Raw genomic sequence first — 14,386 nt, forward strand, 5'->3', positions numbered from 1 at the left:
CTCTCAGTCCTCGCTGAGGTGCACGAGCAGCGCTCCGGCGAGGGCGTCCTCCGCGTGCGGGGCGGTGATCGCGCGGCTGTCCGTCCCACGGGCGATGTCCACGACGAAGCCGGTCCCGGCCGGGTCGCGGCGCAGGGCGAGGAACGCGTCGCCGAGGGCCTCACGCAGCTGGTCCTCGCGGGGGATCCACACCACCTCGCGCTCCTCCACGGAGTCGAGCGCCCACTCGGTGGTCCCGTTGAAGCGGAGCACCTTCCCGCCGCTGCGGCTGATCCCCGGTTCGATGACCATGGAGGAGAGCAGGAACGTCTCCTCCCTCAGGTCCTCCGTGTCGATCGCGAAGCGGTCCCCGTCGCGGGGCTCCCAGTCCAGGCCCGCGGCGCGGAGGCGGCGGGCGACGTCGATGTCGATCATGCGGCGAGTCTAGGGACTGCGCCGCCGAGGTGGTCCGTCACGATCCGATGCCGATCGGCTGGGGTCCCTGGCGGTGACGGGCGGGGGCGCGGAGCATCGGGGCATGGACCACGGGGCGGTGCGGTGGGGGAGCGGCGTGCGGATGCTCGGCGCCGCGGCGCTGCTGCTCGCGGCGGCCGCAGGATGCGGGGCGCCCGAGCCGGCGGTCAACGAGGCGGGACTGACCTGGATCACCCTCCCGGACTCCCGCGAAGGGGATGCCGCGCTGCTGCTGGGTACGGTCGCCGAGGTCCGCGGGTGCCTCGTCGTCCGGGGCGACGAGGGGGAGGACGTGTACCCCGTCTTCGGACGGTCCGACGCGCGGCCTCGGTCCTTCACCGTGGGTCAGTACGTCGAGCTCGGCGGGGGGAGCATCGAGGCCTCGGACACCACGTGGAGGACCTCCGACTCGTGGACCGTCCCGGAGGCCTGCCGCGGCGCCGAGGAGCTCTGGATCGTCGCCCCGGAGTGAGGCGGCGGAAGGATCGCGGGGCCCGGCGCGACCGGAGCGGCCGCGCTCCGAGAGCAAGGACACACGGGGGCGGCCCGGGAACTCCCTTCCCACGGTGCACGCGGAGCGCCTATGCTGGGACGGTTGCGAATCCGGGTGAGAGCCCGGATCTCGCGGACGGCAGCGTCCATCCCCCGACGGAGACCTCGCACCGCCCGTCCCCACGGCCCCGGCCGAGGGAACGGTCCTTGTGCCCGAGTCCGCCGGAGGGTTTTTTGATGCCCGTGGCTGTCCGCGCCGACGATCCGCCCCTCCGGGGGCGCCTCGCCGGGCAGCGGTCCACCATCCGTTCCGCCAGGCTCGGCCCGCTCACGCGGGTGAGAACCGGTGAGACGACAGGAGTACGGAGTGATTCAGCAGGAGTCGCGACTCAAGGTCGCCGACAACACGGGTGCCAAGGAGATCCTCTGCATCCGCGTTCTCGGTGGCTCCGGTCGCCGTTACGCCGGAATCGGCGACACCATCGTGGCGACCGTCAAGGACGCCATCCCCGGTGGCAATGTGAAGAAGGGCGACGTCGTCAAGGCCGTCGTCGTGCGTGCGACCAAGGAGCGCCGTCGTGCCGACGGGTCGTACATCCGTTTCGACGAGAACGCCGCGGTCATCCTCAAGACCGACGGTGAGCCGCGCGGAACCCGCATCTTCGGGCCCGTCGGTCGCGAGCTGCGCGACAAGCGGTTCATGAAGATCGTCTCGCTGGCGCCGGAGGTCGTGTGACATGGCAAAGATGAAGATCAAGAAGGGTGACCTCGTGCAGGTCATCTCCGGTCGCACCGGCGACGCCGATGCGGCCGCCAAGCGCGGCCTCGAGGCCGGCGACAAGGGCAAGCAGGGCCGTGTGCTCGAGGTGTTCACCGACACCGAGCGCGTCCTCGTCGAGGGCGTGAACCGTCGCACCCACCACCTCAAGCCGAACCAGGCCGGCGGTGCGGGCGGCATCGAGCAGCGCGAGGCCCCCATCCACGTCTCCAACGTGGCTCTGGTGGACCCGGAGGACAACAAGCCGACCAAGGTCGGCTTCCGCGTCGAGACCGTCGAGCTCGAGAACGGCCGCACGAAGCAGGTCCGCGTGCGGTACGCCAAGCGCTCCGGGAAGGACATCTGATGTCGGAGACGACCACCACGCAGGCGCCCACCCCGCGCCTGAAGAGCAAGTACCGCGAGACGATCAAGGGCCAGCTCACCGAGCAGTTCGGCTACGAGAACGTCATGCTGATCCCGGGCCTGACCAAGGTCGTCGTGAACATGGGCGTCGGCGACGCCGCTCGCGACTCCAAGGTCATCGACGGCGCGATCAAGGATCTCACCGCGATCACCGGCCAGAAGCCGCAGGTCACCAAGGCCCGCAAGTCCATCGCCCAGTTCAAGCTGCGTGAGGGCATGCCGATCGGCGCGCACGTCACGCTCCGCGGCGATCGCATGTGGGAGTTCCTGGACCGTCTGCTCTCGACCGCGCTCCCGCGCATCCGCGACTTCCGCGGCATGTCGCCGAACCACTTCGACGGCAACGGGAACTACACCTTCGGTCTCACCGAGCAGGTCATGTTCCACGAGATCGACCAGGATCAGATCGACCGCGTCCGCGGCATGGACATCACGGTCGTGACCACCGCGAAGACCGACGACGAGGGGCGCGCGCTGCTGAAGCTGCTCGGCTTCCCCTTCAAGGAGAACTGATATGGCCAAGACCGCCCTGATCAAGAAGTCGGAGCGTACGCCGAAGTTCGCCGTGCGCGGCTACACCCGGTGCCAGCGCTGCGGCCGCCCCCACTCCGTGTACCGGAAGTTCGGGCTGTGCCGTGTGTGCCTGCGCGAGATGGCTCACCGCGGTGAGCTGCCCGGCGTGACCAAGAGCAGCTGGTAAGGACTATCGCCACAGGTCCCCGTCCCGCGAGGGGTGAGGGAAACCAGGTGAGGAAGAAGCTACAGACATGACCATGACCGACCCGATCGCGGACATGCTCACGCGCATCCGTAACGCCTCCGGCGCTTACCACGAGACCGTGACCATGCCGTCCTCGAAGCTCAAGGTCCGCATCGCGGACATCCTCAAGGCCGAGGGCTACGTCCTCGGCTGGACCGAGGAAGAGGCCGAGGTGGGCAAGACCCTCTCCCTCGAGCTCAAGTACTCCGACAGCCGTGAGCGCGCCATCTCCGGTGTGCGCCGCATCTCGAAGCCCGGCCTTCGCGTGTACGCCAAGTCCACCAACCTGCCCAAGGTCCTCGGCGGACTGGGCGTGGCGATCCTGTCCACGTCCTCCGGCCTCCTGACCGACAAGCAGGCTGCCAAGAAGGGTGTGGGTGGGGAAGTCCTCGCCTACATCTGGTGAGCGGGAGAGGAGCCTTCATATGTCCCGCATCGGACGCCTGCCGGTCACTGTGCCGGCCGCAGTCAACAACGTTTCCATCGAGGGTCGCACCGTCACGGTGACCGGCCCCAAGGGCGAGCTCACCCACGAGGTGCCCGCGCCCATCACCGTCGAGCGCGCGGAGGACGGCTCGATCGTCGTCGGCCGTCCCGACGACGAGCGCGAGAACCGGGCCCTGCACGGCCTGACCCGCACGCTCATCAACAACATGGTCCTCGGCGTGACCGAGGGCTTCACGAAGAAGCTGGAGATCGTGGGCACGGGTTACCGCGTGACCGCGAAGGGCACGGACCTCGAGTTCGCCCTCGGCTTCTCCCACCCCGTCGTGGTGAAGGCCCCCGAGGGGATCTCCTTCGCCGTGGAGTCGCCGACCAAGTTCGCGGTCAACGGCATCCGCAAGCAGCAGGTGGGCGAGGTCGCCGCGAACATCCGCAAGCTGCGCAAGCCCGAGCCCTACAAGGGCAAGGGTGTGCGCTACGCGGACGAGACCGTGCTCCGCAAGGCCGGAAAGGCTGGTAAGTGATCATGGGGTACGCACTCAAGCACACCAAGGGCAAGGCCGGCTCGAAGCTGCGCTCCCGCGGCCGTCGTCACCTCCGCGTCCGTCGTCGCGTCATCGGCACCGCCCAGCGCCCGCGCCTGGTGGTCACCCGGTCGTCGCGCCACGTGTTCGTCCAGGTCGTCGACGACTCCCTGGGTCGCACCCTGGCCTCGGCCTCGACGATGGAGGCCGACGTCCGCGCCGCCTCCGCCACCAAGTCGGACAAGGCCAAGACCGTCGGCACCCTGGTCGCCGAGCGCGCCAAGGCCGCCGGCATCGAGGCTGTCGTGTTCGATCGCGGCGGCAACAAGTACCACGGTCGTGTGGCCGCCGTCGCTGACGGCGCTCGCGAGGCCGGCCTGGCGCTGTGACCGCCCCCCGGACACAGGACGAGAAGAGGATCTGAACATGGCTGCACAGCAGCGGAACAATGGTCCCGCGGCCACCGGCCGGCGGGGCGAGAACTCCACCAACGACAGCGGCCGCGGCGGCAACGATCGCGGCGGGCGCCGCGGCGAGGGCCGTGGGCGCAACAACCAGGAGGCCGAGAAGTCGGCATTCCTCGAGCGCGTGGTCAGCATCAACCGCGTGTCGAAGGTCGTCAAGGGCGGCCGTCGTTTCTCCTTCACGGCCCTCGTGGTCGTGGGTGACGGCGACGGCACCGTCGGCGTCGGCTACGGCAAGGCCAAGGAGGTGCCCTCGGCGATCTCCAAGGGTGTCGAGGAGGCGAAGAAGAACTTCTTCCGCGTCCCCCGCATCCAGGGCACCGTCGTGCACCCGGTCCAGGGCCACGACGCCGCGGGCACCGTCCTGCTGCGTCCGGCTGCCCCCGGCACCGGTGTGATCGCGGGCGGTCCCGTCCGCGCCGTGCTCGAGTGCGCGGGCGTCCATGACGTCCTCTCGAAGTCGCTCGGCTCGACCAACGCGATCAACATCGTCCGTGCGACGGTGGACGCCCTCCAGCGTCTCGAGGAGCCGGAGGCCGTCGCGGCCCGTCGCGGTCTCCCCGTCGAGGACGTCGCTCCTGCGGCCCTGCTGCGTGCGCAGGCCGAGGGCCGCGCCGCCGCCCGCGCCGAGAAGGTGGGTGCGTGATGCAGCTCAAGGTGACCCAGGTGCGCTCCGACATCGGCGGCACTCAGTCCCAGCGTGCGACCCTGCGCGGCCTCGGCCTCAAGCGCATCGGCCACACGGTGGTGAAGGAGGACCGCCCCGAGATCCGCGGCATGATCCGCGCCGTCACCCACCTGGTGACGGTCGAAGAGGTGGACTGATCCATGACCGACAACCAGAACCCCCTGAAGCTCCACGACCTTCGCCCCGCGCCGGGCTCCAAGACCGCGCGCACCCGCGTCGGCCGTGGTGAGGCGAGCAAGGGCAAGACCGCGGGCCGCGGCACCAAGGGCACGAAGGCCCGCTACCAGGTGCCCGTCGGCTTCGAGGGCGGGCAGATGCCGATGCATATGCGCCTCCCGAAGCTCCGCGGCTTCACCAACCCCTTCCGCGTCGAGTTCCAGGTCGTGAACCTGGCGACCCTGCAGGAGCTCTTCCCCGAGGGCGGCTCCGTGACGGTCGAGGACCTCGTCGCCAAGGGCGCCGTGCGCAAGAACCAGCCCGTCAAGGTGCTGGGCACGGGCGAGGTGAGCGTCAAGCTCGACGTGACCGCGCAGAAGTTCTCCGCCTCGGCGGAGCAGAAGATCACCGCGGCGGGTGGGACCGTCACCACCGCGTGACCTCTTTTGACGGGGCACCGCGGCGCAGAATACTCTGTGCCGCGGTGCCCCGTCGTCGTGCATCAGCACCTACGGGACCGGTCCGACGACCGTGCCGCCATGGCGGCCACGGGCTCCGCCGGCAGGACCGGCGGTCCCCGTCCCCGGACCTCCAGGAGGAATTTTCGTGAACGCGATCGTGCGTGTGCTGCGCACACCGGAGCTGAGGGCGAAGATCCTCTTCACCCTGGGCCTGCTCGCCGTCTACCGGCTCGGCGTCTTCATCCCCACCCCGGGCTTCGACTACACCAACGTGATGGTGTGCTCCGACCAGGCCTCCGCCGCCCAGGGCGGCAGCGTCCTCGGGATGGTCAGCCTGTTCTCGGGCGGGGCCCTCCTGCAGCTGTCGATCTTCTCGCTCGGCGTGATGCCCTACATCACCGCGTCGATCATCATCCAGCTGCTGCGCGTGGTCATCCCGCGCTTCGAGGCCCTCCACAAGGAGGGCCAGTCGGGCACCGCCAAGCTCACCCAGTACACGCGCTACCTGACGATCGGCCTCGCGGTCCTGCAGGCGACCACGATCATCACCCTCGTGCGCTCGGGCAACTTCTTCACCGGCTGCAACCTCACCCTGATCCCGGACGAGTCGATCGTGACCCTCGTGCTCATGGTGCTCACCATGACCGTCGGCACCGTCCTCATCATGTGGATGGGCGAGATGATCACCGAGCGCGGCATCGGCAACGGCATGTCCCTGCTGATCTTCACCTCGATCGCGGCCTCCTTCCCGGCGGCGCTCGGCCAGATCTGGCAGCTCCAGGGCTGGATGACCTTCGCCCTCGTCATCGTCATCGCCCTCGTGGTCATGCTCGGCGTGGTGTTCGTGGAGCAGTCCCAGCGACGCATCCCCGTGCAGTACGCGAAGCGGATGGTGGGCCGGCGCATGTACGGCGGCACCTCCACCTACATCCCGATCAAGGTCAACCAGGCCGGCGTGATCCCCGTGATCTTCGCGAGCTCGATCCTCGCCCTGCCGCAGATGGCCGCCTCGTTCGGCGACCCGAGCGCGGGATGGGTGCAGTGGATCAACACGCACCTCGTCATGGGCTTCACGTTCTCGTGGATCTACGCCGCCGTGTACGTCGCGCTGATCGTCTTCTTCGCCTTCTTCTACGTCTCCATCACGTTCAACGCGGAGGAGATCGCGGACAACATGAAGAAGTACGGCGGCTTCGTGCCCAACGTGCGCGCGGGCCGCCCCACGGAGAAGTACCTGACCTACGTCATCAACCGCATCCAGACGCCCGGCGCGATCTACCTCGCGGTGATCTCCCTGATCCCGCTGTTCGCGCTCGTGTACCTGGGTGCCTCGCAGAACTTCCCGCTGGGCGGGGCGTCGCTGCTCATCATCATCGGCGTCGGTCTCGACACCGTGAAGCAGATCAGCGCCAAGCTCCAGCAGCACCACTACGAAGGGATCCTCCGGTGACCGACACCTCCACGAGCACCCCCGCGAGCGACACCGCTCCGACCGCCCGCCGCCTGCTGATCGTCGGCCCTCCCGGCGCCGGCAAGGGCACCCAGGCCGCGCGCCTGGCCGAGGGGCTCGGGATCCCCGCGATCTCGACCGGCGACATCTTCCGGGCGAACGTCTCGCAGTCCACGGAGCTCGGCGTCCTCGCGAAGTCCTACATGGACAAGGGCGAGTACGTGCCGGACTCGGTCACCAACGACATGGTCCGCGACCGCCTCGCGCAGGACGACGCCCGCGAGGGCTTCCTGCTCGACGGCTACCCGCGCACCCTCGCGCAGGTCGAGGCGCTCGACGGCATGCTCGCCGAGCTCGGCACCGCGCTGGACCGCGTGCTCCTGCTCGAGGCCGACGACGACACCGTCGTCGAGCGCCTCATCGCCCGCGGCCAGGAGTCCGGCCGCAGCGACGACACCGAGGAGACCATCCGTCACCGCCTCCACGTGTACGCCGAGCAGACCACCCCGCTGGTCGAGGTGTACGAGGGCCGCGGCGTGCTGCGCCGCGTCGACGGCATGGCCTCGATCGACGAGGTCTCCGCGGCGCTGACCGCCGCGCTGCAGGGCTGAGCGGGCGCGCCGTGGGGATCGTGCGGGAGAAGGTCGAGCTCAAGACCGCCGAGCAGATCGCGATCATGCGCCGCAGCGGACTGCTGCTCTCGCGCGTGCACGACATGCTCGCCCGCGAGCTGCGTCCCGGGATCACCACCGCGCAGCTGGACGCCCTCGCCGAGGAGATGATCCGCGACGAGGGCGCCCTGCCGAACTTCAAGGGCTACCAGGGCTTCCCCGCCTCCCTCTGCATCAGCGTCAACGAGGTCGTCGTCCACGGCATCCCCGGTGAGCTCGTCATCGAGGAGGGGGACGTCGTCTCCATCGACGGCGGCTGCATCGTCGAGGGCTGGCACTCCGACGCGGCGCGCACCCACATCGTCGGCGCGCCGCGGCGTGCGGCGGACGAGGAGCTCGTGCGCATCACCGACGCCGCGCTGTGGGAGGGCATCGCCGCCCTCGCCTCGGCCCGCCGCGTCGGCGAGATCGGGGCCGCGATCGAGGACCTCGTGGCGATGGAGGCGGGGGAGACCCTCTCCCATCTCGAGGGCTTCGGCGGCCACGGCATCGGCACCGCGATGCACCAGCCGCCCGACGTCATGAACTACCGCACCCGCTCGCGGGGCGCGAAGGTCGTCCCCGGCCTGTGCCTCGCGATCGAGCCGATGCTCATCCAGGGCTCGGGGGAGTGGGAGATGGACGAGGACGACTGGACCGTCCGCGCCACCGGGGGCGGCCGGGCCGCCCACGCCGAGCACTCGGTCGCCGTCACGGAGCAGGGCCTGATCGTCCTCACCGAAGCCGACGGCGGCGCCGCCCGCCTCGCCGCCGCGGGCATCACGGCCGCACCGGATCCCGCGGCCTGACGCCTCCTCCCGGCGCGTCGCACGACGTCCCGGGAGCCCTCCGGGCGCCGGCCCGTCCGGTCACGTGACGGGGGTCATCGGCACATTCCCTCGCGGGTCCCGCGGATGCCGTGTACGCTGGTCGATCGGGTGTGCTCCGCGCGTGAGCGCCGTGCCCTGCCCCGATCCGGAAGCGAATCCCGGTCGGAGCCGAGCCGGTCCGCGGGCCCGTCAGCCGCCGTCCCAGGACGGTCGGCCCGGGTGCTGAGCAGCCTGCGTCGTCCACCGTACCGCCGTCAGGCGGCAGGGGACGGCGGACACCGAATGCGGAACTCAGCCACCGGGCGACCGGGGGTGAGAGATTGGGGAGGCATGGCCAAGAAGGACGGCGTGATCGAGGTCGAGGGCACGGTCACGGAGGCGCTCGCGAACGCGCGCTTCCGCGTCGAGCTCGACAACGGGCACAAGGTGCTCGCGCACATCTCCGGGAAGATGCGCCAGCACTACATCCGCATCCTTCCCGAGGACCGCGTGGTCGTCGAGCTGAGCCCCTACGACCTCGACCGGGGCCGCATCGTCTACCGCTACAAGTGATCGTCCTGGGAGAAGGAAGACATGAAGGTCAAGCCGAGCGTCAAGCCGATCTGTGACAACTGCAAGGTGATTCGTCGCCACTCGCGCGTCATGGTGATCTGCTCGAACCCGCGTCACAAGCAGCGCCAGGGCTGATCCCGGGGCCTCCGGGCCCCGCAGCCACGGTCCTGCCGTGACCCCGCCGCCATCGCGCGGCACCGCCCCCGCGGGGGCACACACAAATGAAGAGTCGACATCACCGGCCTCGGCCGGTCACCCGCAGTCGGAGGCTGCGGCGCCACGGGAGCAGCCCGTCGGCGAGGTGTCGGATCAGGCCTCCGGAGGAACAAGGAGAAACTGCACATGGCACGTCTGGTGGGAGTCGACCTTCCGCGCGAGAAGCGCCTCGAGGTCGCCCTGACGTACATCTTCGGCGTGGGGCGCACCCGTGCGCTCGAGACCCTCGCCGCCACCGGGGTCTCCGGTGACACGCGAGTGCGCGATCTGAGCGACGACGAGCTCGTCAAGCTGCGCGACCACATCGAGGCGAACTACCGGGTCGAGGGTGACCTCCGCCGCGAGGTCGCCGCCGACATCCGCCGCAAGGTGGAGATCGGGAGCTACGAGGGCCTGCGTCACCGCCGCGGCCTTCCGGTGCGCGGTCAGCGCACCAAGACCAACGCCCGTACCCGCAAGGGCCCCAAGCGCACCGTCGCGGGCAAGAAGAAGGCCCGCTGACCCACGGCACCGCCGTGGTGATGCCGGTGCCCGCGCTCCGGCGCAGCCCCGCACACACTTCGCGCCGCTGAGGGATCCGGCGCACCCGATACCCACCAGAGGAGTTCCGCCGCATGGCAACCAAGACCCGCCAGGCCGCCGCGCGCAAGCCGCGCCGCAAGGACAAGAAGAACGTCGTCAACGGCCAGGCCCACATCAAGAGCACCTTCAACAACACCATCGTGTCGATCACCGACCCGACCGGTGCTGTCATCTCCTGGGCCTCCGCCGGCCAGGTCGGCTTCAAGGGCTCGCGCAAGTCCACCCCCTACGCCGCGCAGATGGCCGCCGAGGCCGCCGCGCGCCGCGCCCAGGAGCACGGCCTGAAGAAGGTCGACGTCTTCGTGAAGGGCCCGGGCTCCGGCCGCGAGACCGCGATCCGCTCGCTCACCGCGACCGGCCTCGAGGTCGGCTCGATCCAGGACGTCACCCCGCAGGCGCACAACGGCACCCGTCCGGCGAAGCGTCGCCGCGTCTGAGCCTCGTCGGCCGTGAGCCGTGATCCCGCGGAGCATCCGTGCTCCCGGATCGCGGCCGGCACCGGTGCGTCCGGGCGTCCGCCGACCCCCGTCGCACCTGTTGGACCACCACCCTTCTCAGACCATCGCCCCCTTCTGAGCGTCATATGGCGGACGCTCACGGAAAGGACCCACAGTGCTCATTGCACAGCGCCCCACGCTGACCGAAGAGGTCGTGTCGGAGTACCGCTCCCGGTTCGTCATCGAGCCGCTCGAGCCGGGCTTCGGCTACACGCTCGGCAACTCGCTGCGCCGCACCCTGCTCTCCTCGATCCCCGGTGCCGCGGTCACCTCGATCCGCATCGACGGCGTGCTGCACGAGTTCAGCACCATCGCCGGCGTGCGCGAGGACGTCACCGAGATCATCCTCAACATCAAGAACCTCGTCGTCTCCTCGGAGAACGACGAGCCCGTCGTGATGTACCTCCGCAAGGAGGAGGAGGGCCCGGTGACCGCGGCCGACATCACCCCGCCCGCCGGCGTGGAGATCCACAACCCCGACCTCCACATCGCGACCCTCAGCCAGAAGGGCCGTCTCGAGGTCGAGCTGATCGTCGAGCGCGGCCGCGGCTACGTCTCCGCCGCTCAGAACAAGTCCCTCGACGGGGAGATCGGCCGCGTGCCGGTCGACTCGATCTACTCGCCCGTCCTGAAGGTGACCTACAAGGTCGAGGCCACCCGTGTCGAGCAGCGCACCGACTTCGACAAGCTCATCGTCGACGTCGAGACGAAGCCCGCCATCTCCCCGCGCGACGCCGTCGCCTCCGCCGGCAAGACCCTGGTCGAGCTGTTCGGTCTGGCGCACGAGCTGAACCAGGAGGCCGAGGGCATCGACATCGGCCCGTCCCCGACGGACCAGGCCCTGGCCGCCGATCTGGCGCTGCCGATCAACGACCTCAACCTCACCGTGCGGTCGTACAACTGCCTCATGCGCGAGGGCGTGCACACCGTCGGCGAGCTCACCGCTCGCAGCGAGGCGGACCTGCTCGACATCCGCAACTTCGGGCAGAAGTCCATCGACGAGGTCAAGGCGAAGCTCGCCGACCTCGGTCTGTCGCTGAAGGATTCCCCGGCCGGGTTCGACCCGTCCGCCCTGGACTCCTACTCCGACGACTTCGGCGACCAGTACTGACCTTCATCTGAACCTCTAGGAGAACGACCATGCCTGCTCCCACCAAGGGCGCGCGCCTCGGAGGGTCCCCCGCGCACGAGCGGATGATCCTCGCCAACCTCGCCACCGAGCTGTTCCGGCACAAGGCGATCACGACGACCGAGTCCCGTGCGAAGCGCCTGCGCCCGTACGCCGAGCGTCTCGTCACCCACGCCAAGAAGGGCGATCTCGCCTCCCGTCGTCGCGTGATGCGCACCATCCGCGACAAGGGCGTCGTCTACTCGCTCTTCGAGGAGATCGCCCCGACGTTCACCGAGCGTCCCGGCGGCTACACCCGCATCACCAAGATCGGTCCGCGCAAGGGCGACAACGCCCCCATGGCGGTCATCGAGCTGGTGCAGGAGGAGTACTCCCCGAAGCAGGCCGTGGTGAAGGAGGCCGAGGGCGCCGCGAAGGCGAACGCCACCGAGGCCCCCGCCGCCGCGTCCGAGGAGACCGAGGAGGCCTGAGCCCCCTCGCGCCACGCGCAGAGGCCCCGTCGAGCATCGCTCGGCGGGGCCTCTCGCCGTCCGGACACCCGGAGGTGGCCGGGCTCCGGCAGGTGGCCCGGCGCCGGGGTCGGATCCTGGGAGGCAGGTCGCGGTCGGGCAACGATCCGCTTCCGATGGCACGTGTCCAGGGATTCGGCGCCGGGCCCGGCCTACGGTGTGGGGGAGGGCCTCGGCCGGCTCTCCGTGTCCCGTCCCCCTCCTGCATCGGAGCAGCGCATGCTCGAGCCGACCCGCCCTCACGACGCCCCCGCCCCGCACGATCCGCCCCGTGTTCGGCCGACGGGACCGAGCCGGCGCGGCCTGCTCGCCCTCACCGCCCTCGGGCTCCCCGCGACCGGCGCCGCCCTCGCCGTCGGGGTCACCGCCCCTCCCGCCCATGCGGACCCGGCCGTGACCGGTGGTGAGACCCGGATCGTCGACGTGCCGCTCGCGGGCACCGACCAGGTCGACGTGGAGGACGCGGGCTCCGGTCCGTCGGACGCGGGAGGCGCCGACGCCGCGGGGGTGCCCGCCCGTGACCTGCCCGAGCACACCGCGACGATGGTCGGCGTGCGCTGGGAGGACGGGCGAGGGGCACCCGCCGTGACGGTGCGCGGCCGGCTCGCGGGCGGCGGCTGGACGGACTGGCACGCGCTGGACCCCGCGACCGATCCGGGCACCGGCGACGAGGTCCCCGCCACCGAGGCCGGCTGGCTCGGGCCCGTGACCGGCGTGCAGATCCGCGCCGAGCGGGACGGCGAGGACGTCGCGGACGAGCTCACCGCCCACCTGCTGACGACCTCCCCGCTCGATGCGGACGCCGAGGTCGGCAGCTACAGCGGTCCCTCGGCGAGCCTGGGCCTCGAGGACCAGCCGATGCTGCGCGCCGCAGCCGTGACGAACCCGGCGACGCCGCCGATGCCCGGGGCACCGGCGTTCGTCTCCCGCGCCGCCTGGGGAGCGGACGAGTCCCTCGTGCGCTCGACGAGCGCCGCCGATCGCCTGAAGGCGGTCGTCGTCCACCACACGGCCGGGTCCAACGCCTACTCCGCGAAGGACTCCCCGCAGCTGATCCGGGGGATCCTGAGCTATCACACGCGCACCCTGGGCTGGGCGGACCTCGGCTACAACATGCTCGTGGACAAGTACGGGCAGGTGTTCGAGGGGCGCGGCGGCGGCCTGCACCGCAACATCGTCGGCGCGCACGCCCGCGGCTACAACACGGGCTCCTTCGGCATCTCGCTGCTCGGCGACTACGACGTCGCCTCCGTCCCCTCCGCGGCGCAGGACGCGATCACGCGGCTCGTCGGCTGGAAGCTGCTGAGCACCTTCACCACCTCGACGCACGCGACCGGCACCTGGGACGTCACCACCCCGGACACGAACTACCCGATCGGCACCCACGAGCTGAAGGTCGTCATGGGGCACCGCGACGTCAACGTCACCGAGTGCCCCGGCAGGAACCTCTACGGGAAGCTCGAGAGCATCCGCGACGCGGCGCAGCGGAGGATCGACGGCGGCTGGCGCAAGCACCTCGGCGCCTTCTCCCGGGCCGGCGGCGGGTCGGCGCTCGGCACCGTGGTCCGGAGCGCCCACATCACGGGGGACCTCGAGGCGACCGTGCTCACCTCCGGGCTCGTGCTCAGCGGCCGCGGCGCGGCGACCGCGACGGGCTGGCGCAGCGAGGTCTCCCGCCGGTGGAGCGCCTCCTGGGGACGACCGCTCGGGAACCCCCGCCGCGAGGGCGGCCGGACCCTGCAGGGCTTCGCGGCGGGGCAGGCCGTGGGCAGCGGCGAGGAGGCGGTGTTCCTGAAGAACCGGTTCCGCGACGTCACCGGGCAGCACATGTACTTCCCGGAGATCGACGCGCTCGCCGCCCGCGGCATCACGACCGGGTGGCCCGACGGCACCTACCGCCCGCTGTCCCCGATCCAGCGGGACGCGATGGTCGTCTTCGTGCACCGGGCGCTCGGCGCGCCCGCCTCGACCCCGCCCGCGCGGTCGCCCTTCCGGGACATGAGCCCCTCCACGATGTACTACGAGGAGATCTGCTGGGCGCATGCGCAGGGCATCGTCGAGGGCTGGCCGGACGGCACCTTCCGGCCCACGGCATCCGTGCAGCGGGGAGCCGTCGCCGCCTTCCTGTACCGTGCTTCGGGGAGTCCCTCCACGGGGACGACCAGCGGGTTCCGCGACGTGCCGGCGAACCACCAGTTCGCCCGCGAGATCACGTGGCTCGCCTCGACGAAGATCACCACCGGCTGGAGCGACGGGACCTTCCGTCCCACGCTGCCCATCGCCCGCGACGCGATGGCGGCGTTCATGATCCGCTGGATGGACCATCGCGGGCTGTGACCACCAGGC

At 70.5% G+C, this 14,386-nt stretch carries 22 protein-coding genes; 21 read left to right on the forward strand and 1 reads right to left on the reverse strand.

Annotated features, from left to right (window positions below):
• Positions 1-3: 3 nt before the first annotated feature.
• On the reverse strand, positions 4-414 hold the full coding sequence (locus NLU66_RS07770) for a hypothetical protein (protein WP_259362336.1): 411 nt from the start codon (positions 412-414) through the stop codon (positions 4-6).
• 103 nt (positions 415-517) lie between these two features.
• Between NLU66_RS07770 and NLU66_RS07775 the strand changes: the two genes are divergently transcribed.
• The 21 genes from NLU66_RS07775 (at position 518) to NLU66_RS07875 (ending at position 14,377) form a co-directional block, all read left to right on the forward strand.
• On the forward strand, positions 518-925 hold the full coding sequence (locus tag NLU66_RS07775) for a hypothetical protein (protein WP_259362337.1): 408 nt from the start codon (positions 518-520) through the stop codon (positions 923-925).
• A 387-nt stretch (positions 926-1,312) separates the two neighbouring features.
• Positions 1,313-1,681 carry a 50S ribosomal protein L14 gene (gene rplN / locus NLU66_RS07780; RefSeq protein ID WP_137770131.1) on the forward strand — a complete coding sequence of 123 codons (369 nt, stop codon included), beginning with the start codon at positions 1,313-1,315 and terminating at the stop codon, positions 1,679-1,681.
• 1 nt (position 1,682) lies between these two features.
• The gene (rplX, locus tag NLU66_RS07785) at positions 1,683-2,069 is read left to right on the forward strand and encodes a 50S ribosomal protein L24 (protein WP_103384802.1); all 387 of its coding nucleotides are present in this window, start codon (positions 1,683-1,685) and stop codon (positions 2,067-2,069) included.
• Positions 2,069-2,641, forward strand: coding sequence for a 50S ribosomal protein L5 (rplE, locus tag NLU66_RS07790; RefSeq protein ID WP_259362339.1), 573 nt, complete (start codon positions 2,069-2,071; stop codon positions 2,639-2,641). The genes rplX and rplE overlap by 1 nt, the downstream gene beginning before the upstream one ends.
• 1 nt (position 2,642) lies before the next feature.
• Positions 2,643-2,828 (forward strand): type Z 30S ribosomal protein S14, encoded by a 186-nt coding sequence (locus NLU66_RS07795; RefSeq protein WP_103384804.1) that lies wholly within the window; start codon positions 2,643-2,645, stop codon positions 2,826-2,828.
• A gap of 67 nt (positions 2,829-2,895) precedes the next feature.
• Positions 2,896-3,294, forward strand: a complete 399-nt coding sequence (gene rpsH / locus NLU66_RS07800) for a 30S ribosomal protein S8 (protein WP_137770132.1) — start codon at positions 2,896-2,898, stop codon at positions 3,292-3,294.
• Positions 3,295-3,313: 19 nt separating this feature from the next.
• Complete coding sequence (gene rplF / locus NLU66_RS07805) at positions 3,314-3,856, forward strand: 50S ribosomal protein L6 (RefSeq protein ID WP_259362340.1); 543 nt, start codon at positions 3,314-3,316, stop codon at positions 3,854-3,856.
• A gap of 2 nt (positions 3,857-3,858) precedes the next feature.
• Positions 3,859-4,245: a 50S ribosomal protein L18 gene (gene rplR / locus NLU66_RS07810; protein ID WP_137770134.1), complete on the forward strand. Its 387-nt coding sequence runs from the start codon at positions 3,859-3,861 to the stop codon at positions 4,243-4,245.
• Between the two features lie 37 nt (positions 4,246-4,282).
• The gene (gene rpsE / locus NLU66_RS07815; RefSeq protein WP_137770135.1) at positions 4,283-4,966 is read left to right on the forward strand and encodes a 30S ribosomal protein S5; all 684 of its coding nucleotides are present in this window, start codon (positions 4,283-4,285) and stop codon (positions 4,964-4,966) included.
• Positions 4,963-5,145 (forward strand): 50S ribosomal protein L30, encoded by a 183-nt coding sequence (gene rpmD / locus NLU66_RS07820; RefSeq protein ID WP_168198052.1) that lies wholly within the window; start codon positions 4,963-4,965, stop codon positions 5,143-5,145. The genes rpsE and rpmD overlap by 4 nt, the downstream gene beginning before the upstream one ends.
• 3 nt (positions 5,146-5,148) lie before the next feature.
• Positions 5,149-5,604, forward strand: a complete 456-nt coding sequence (gene rplO, locus NLU66_RS07825) for a 50S ribosomal protein L15 (protein WP_259362341.1) — start codon at positions 5,149-5,151, stop codon at positions 5,602-5,604.
• A 166-nt stretch (positions 5,605-5,770) separates the two neighbouring features.
• Entirely contained in the window at positions 5,771-7,075 is a 1,305-nt protein-coding gene (gene secY / locus NLU66_RS07830; protein WP_259362342.1) for a preprotein translocase subunit SecY, read from the forward strand.
• Positions 7,072-7,686: an adenylate kinase gene (locus NLU66_RS07835; protein WP_259362343.1), complete on the forward strand. Its 615-nt coding sequence runs from the start codon at positions 7,072-7,074 to the stop codon at positions 7,684-7,686. The genes secY and NLU66_RS07835 overlap by 4 nt, the downstream gene beginning before the upstream one ends.
• Before the next feature lie 11 nt (positions 7,687-7,697).
• Positions 7,698-8,534, forward strand: coding sequence for a type I methionyl aminopeptidase (gene map / locus NLU66_RS07840; protein WP_259362344.1), 837 nt, complete (start codon positions 7,698-7,700; stop codon positions 8,532-8,534).
• A 351-nt stretch (positions 8,535-8,885) separates the two neighbouring features.
• Positions 8,886-9,107, forward strand: a complete 222-nt coding sequence (infA, locus tag NLU66_RS07845) for a translation initiation factor IF-1 (RefSeq protein WP_010532507.1) — start codon at positions 8,886-8,888, stop codon at positions 9,105-9,107.
• A gap of 21 nt (positions 9,108-9,128) precedes the next feature.
• Positions 9,129-9,242: a 50S ribosomal protein L36 gene (rpmJ, locus tag NLU66_RS07850; RefSeq protein ID WP_010532506.1), complete on the forward strand. Its 114-nt coding sequence runs from the start codon at positions 9,129-9,131 to the stop codon at positions 9,240-9,242.
• 207 nt (positions 9,243-9,449) lie between these two features.
• Positions 9,450-9,824 carry a 30S ribosomal protein S13 gene (gene rpsM / locus NLU66_RS07855; protein WP_137770140.1) on the forward strand — a complete coding sequence of 125 codons (375 nt, stop codon included), beginning with the start codon at positions 9,450-9,452 and terminating at the stop codon, positions 9,822-9,824.
• Between the two features lie 113 nt (positions 9,825-9,937).
• Positions 9,938-10,342, forward strand: a complete 405-nt coding sequence (gene rpsK, locus NLU66_RS07860) for a 30S ribosomal protein S11 (protein WP_137770141.1) — start codon at positions 9,938-9,940, stop codon at positions 10,340-10,342.
• Between the two features lie 175 nt (positions 10,343-10,517).
• Complete coding sequence (locus tag NLU66_RS07865) at positions 10,518-11,513, forward strand: DNA-directed RNA polymerase subunit alpha (RefSeq protein WP_137770142.1); 996 nt, start codon at positions 10,518-10,520, stop codon at positions 11,511-11,513.
• 29 nt (positions 11,514-11,542) lie between these two features.
• Entirely contained in the window at positions 11,543-12,001 is a 459-nt protein-coding gene (gene rplQ / locus NLU66_RS07870) for a 50S ribosomal protein L17 (protein ID WP_259362345.1), read from the forward strand.
• Between the two features lie 258 nt (positions 12,002-12,259).
• Positions 12,260-14,377 (forward strand): S-layer homology domain-containing protein, encoded by a 2,118-nt coding sequence (locus NLU66_RS07875; protein WP_259362346.1) that lies wholly within the window; start codon positions 12,260-12,262, stop codon positions 14,375-14,377.
• The last annotated feature ends 9 nt before the right edge of the window (positions 14,378-14,386 follow it).

Origin of the sequence: Brachybacterium sp. NBEC-018 (assembly GCF_024860185.1) — a bacterium.
GTDB classification, from domain to species: domain Bacteria; phylum Actinomycetota; class Actinomycetes; order Actinomycetales; family Dermabacteraceae; genus Brachybacterium; species Brachybacterium rhamnosum.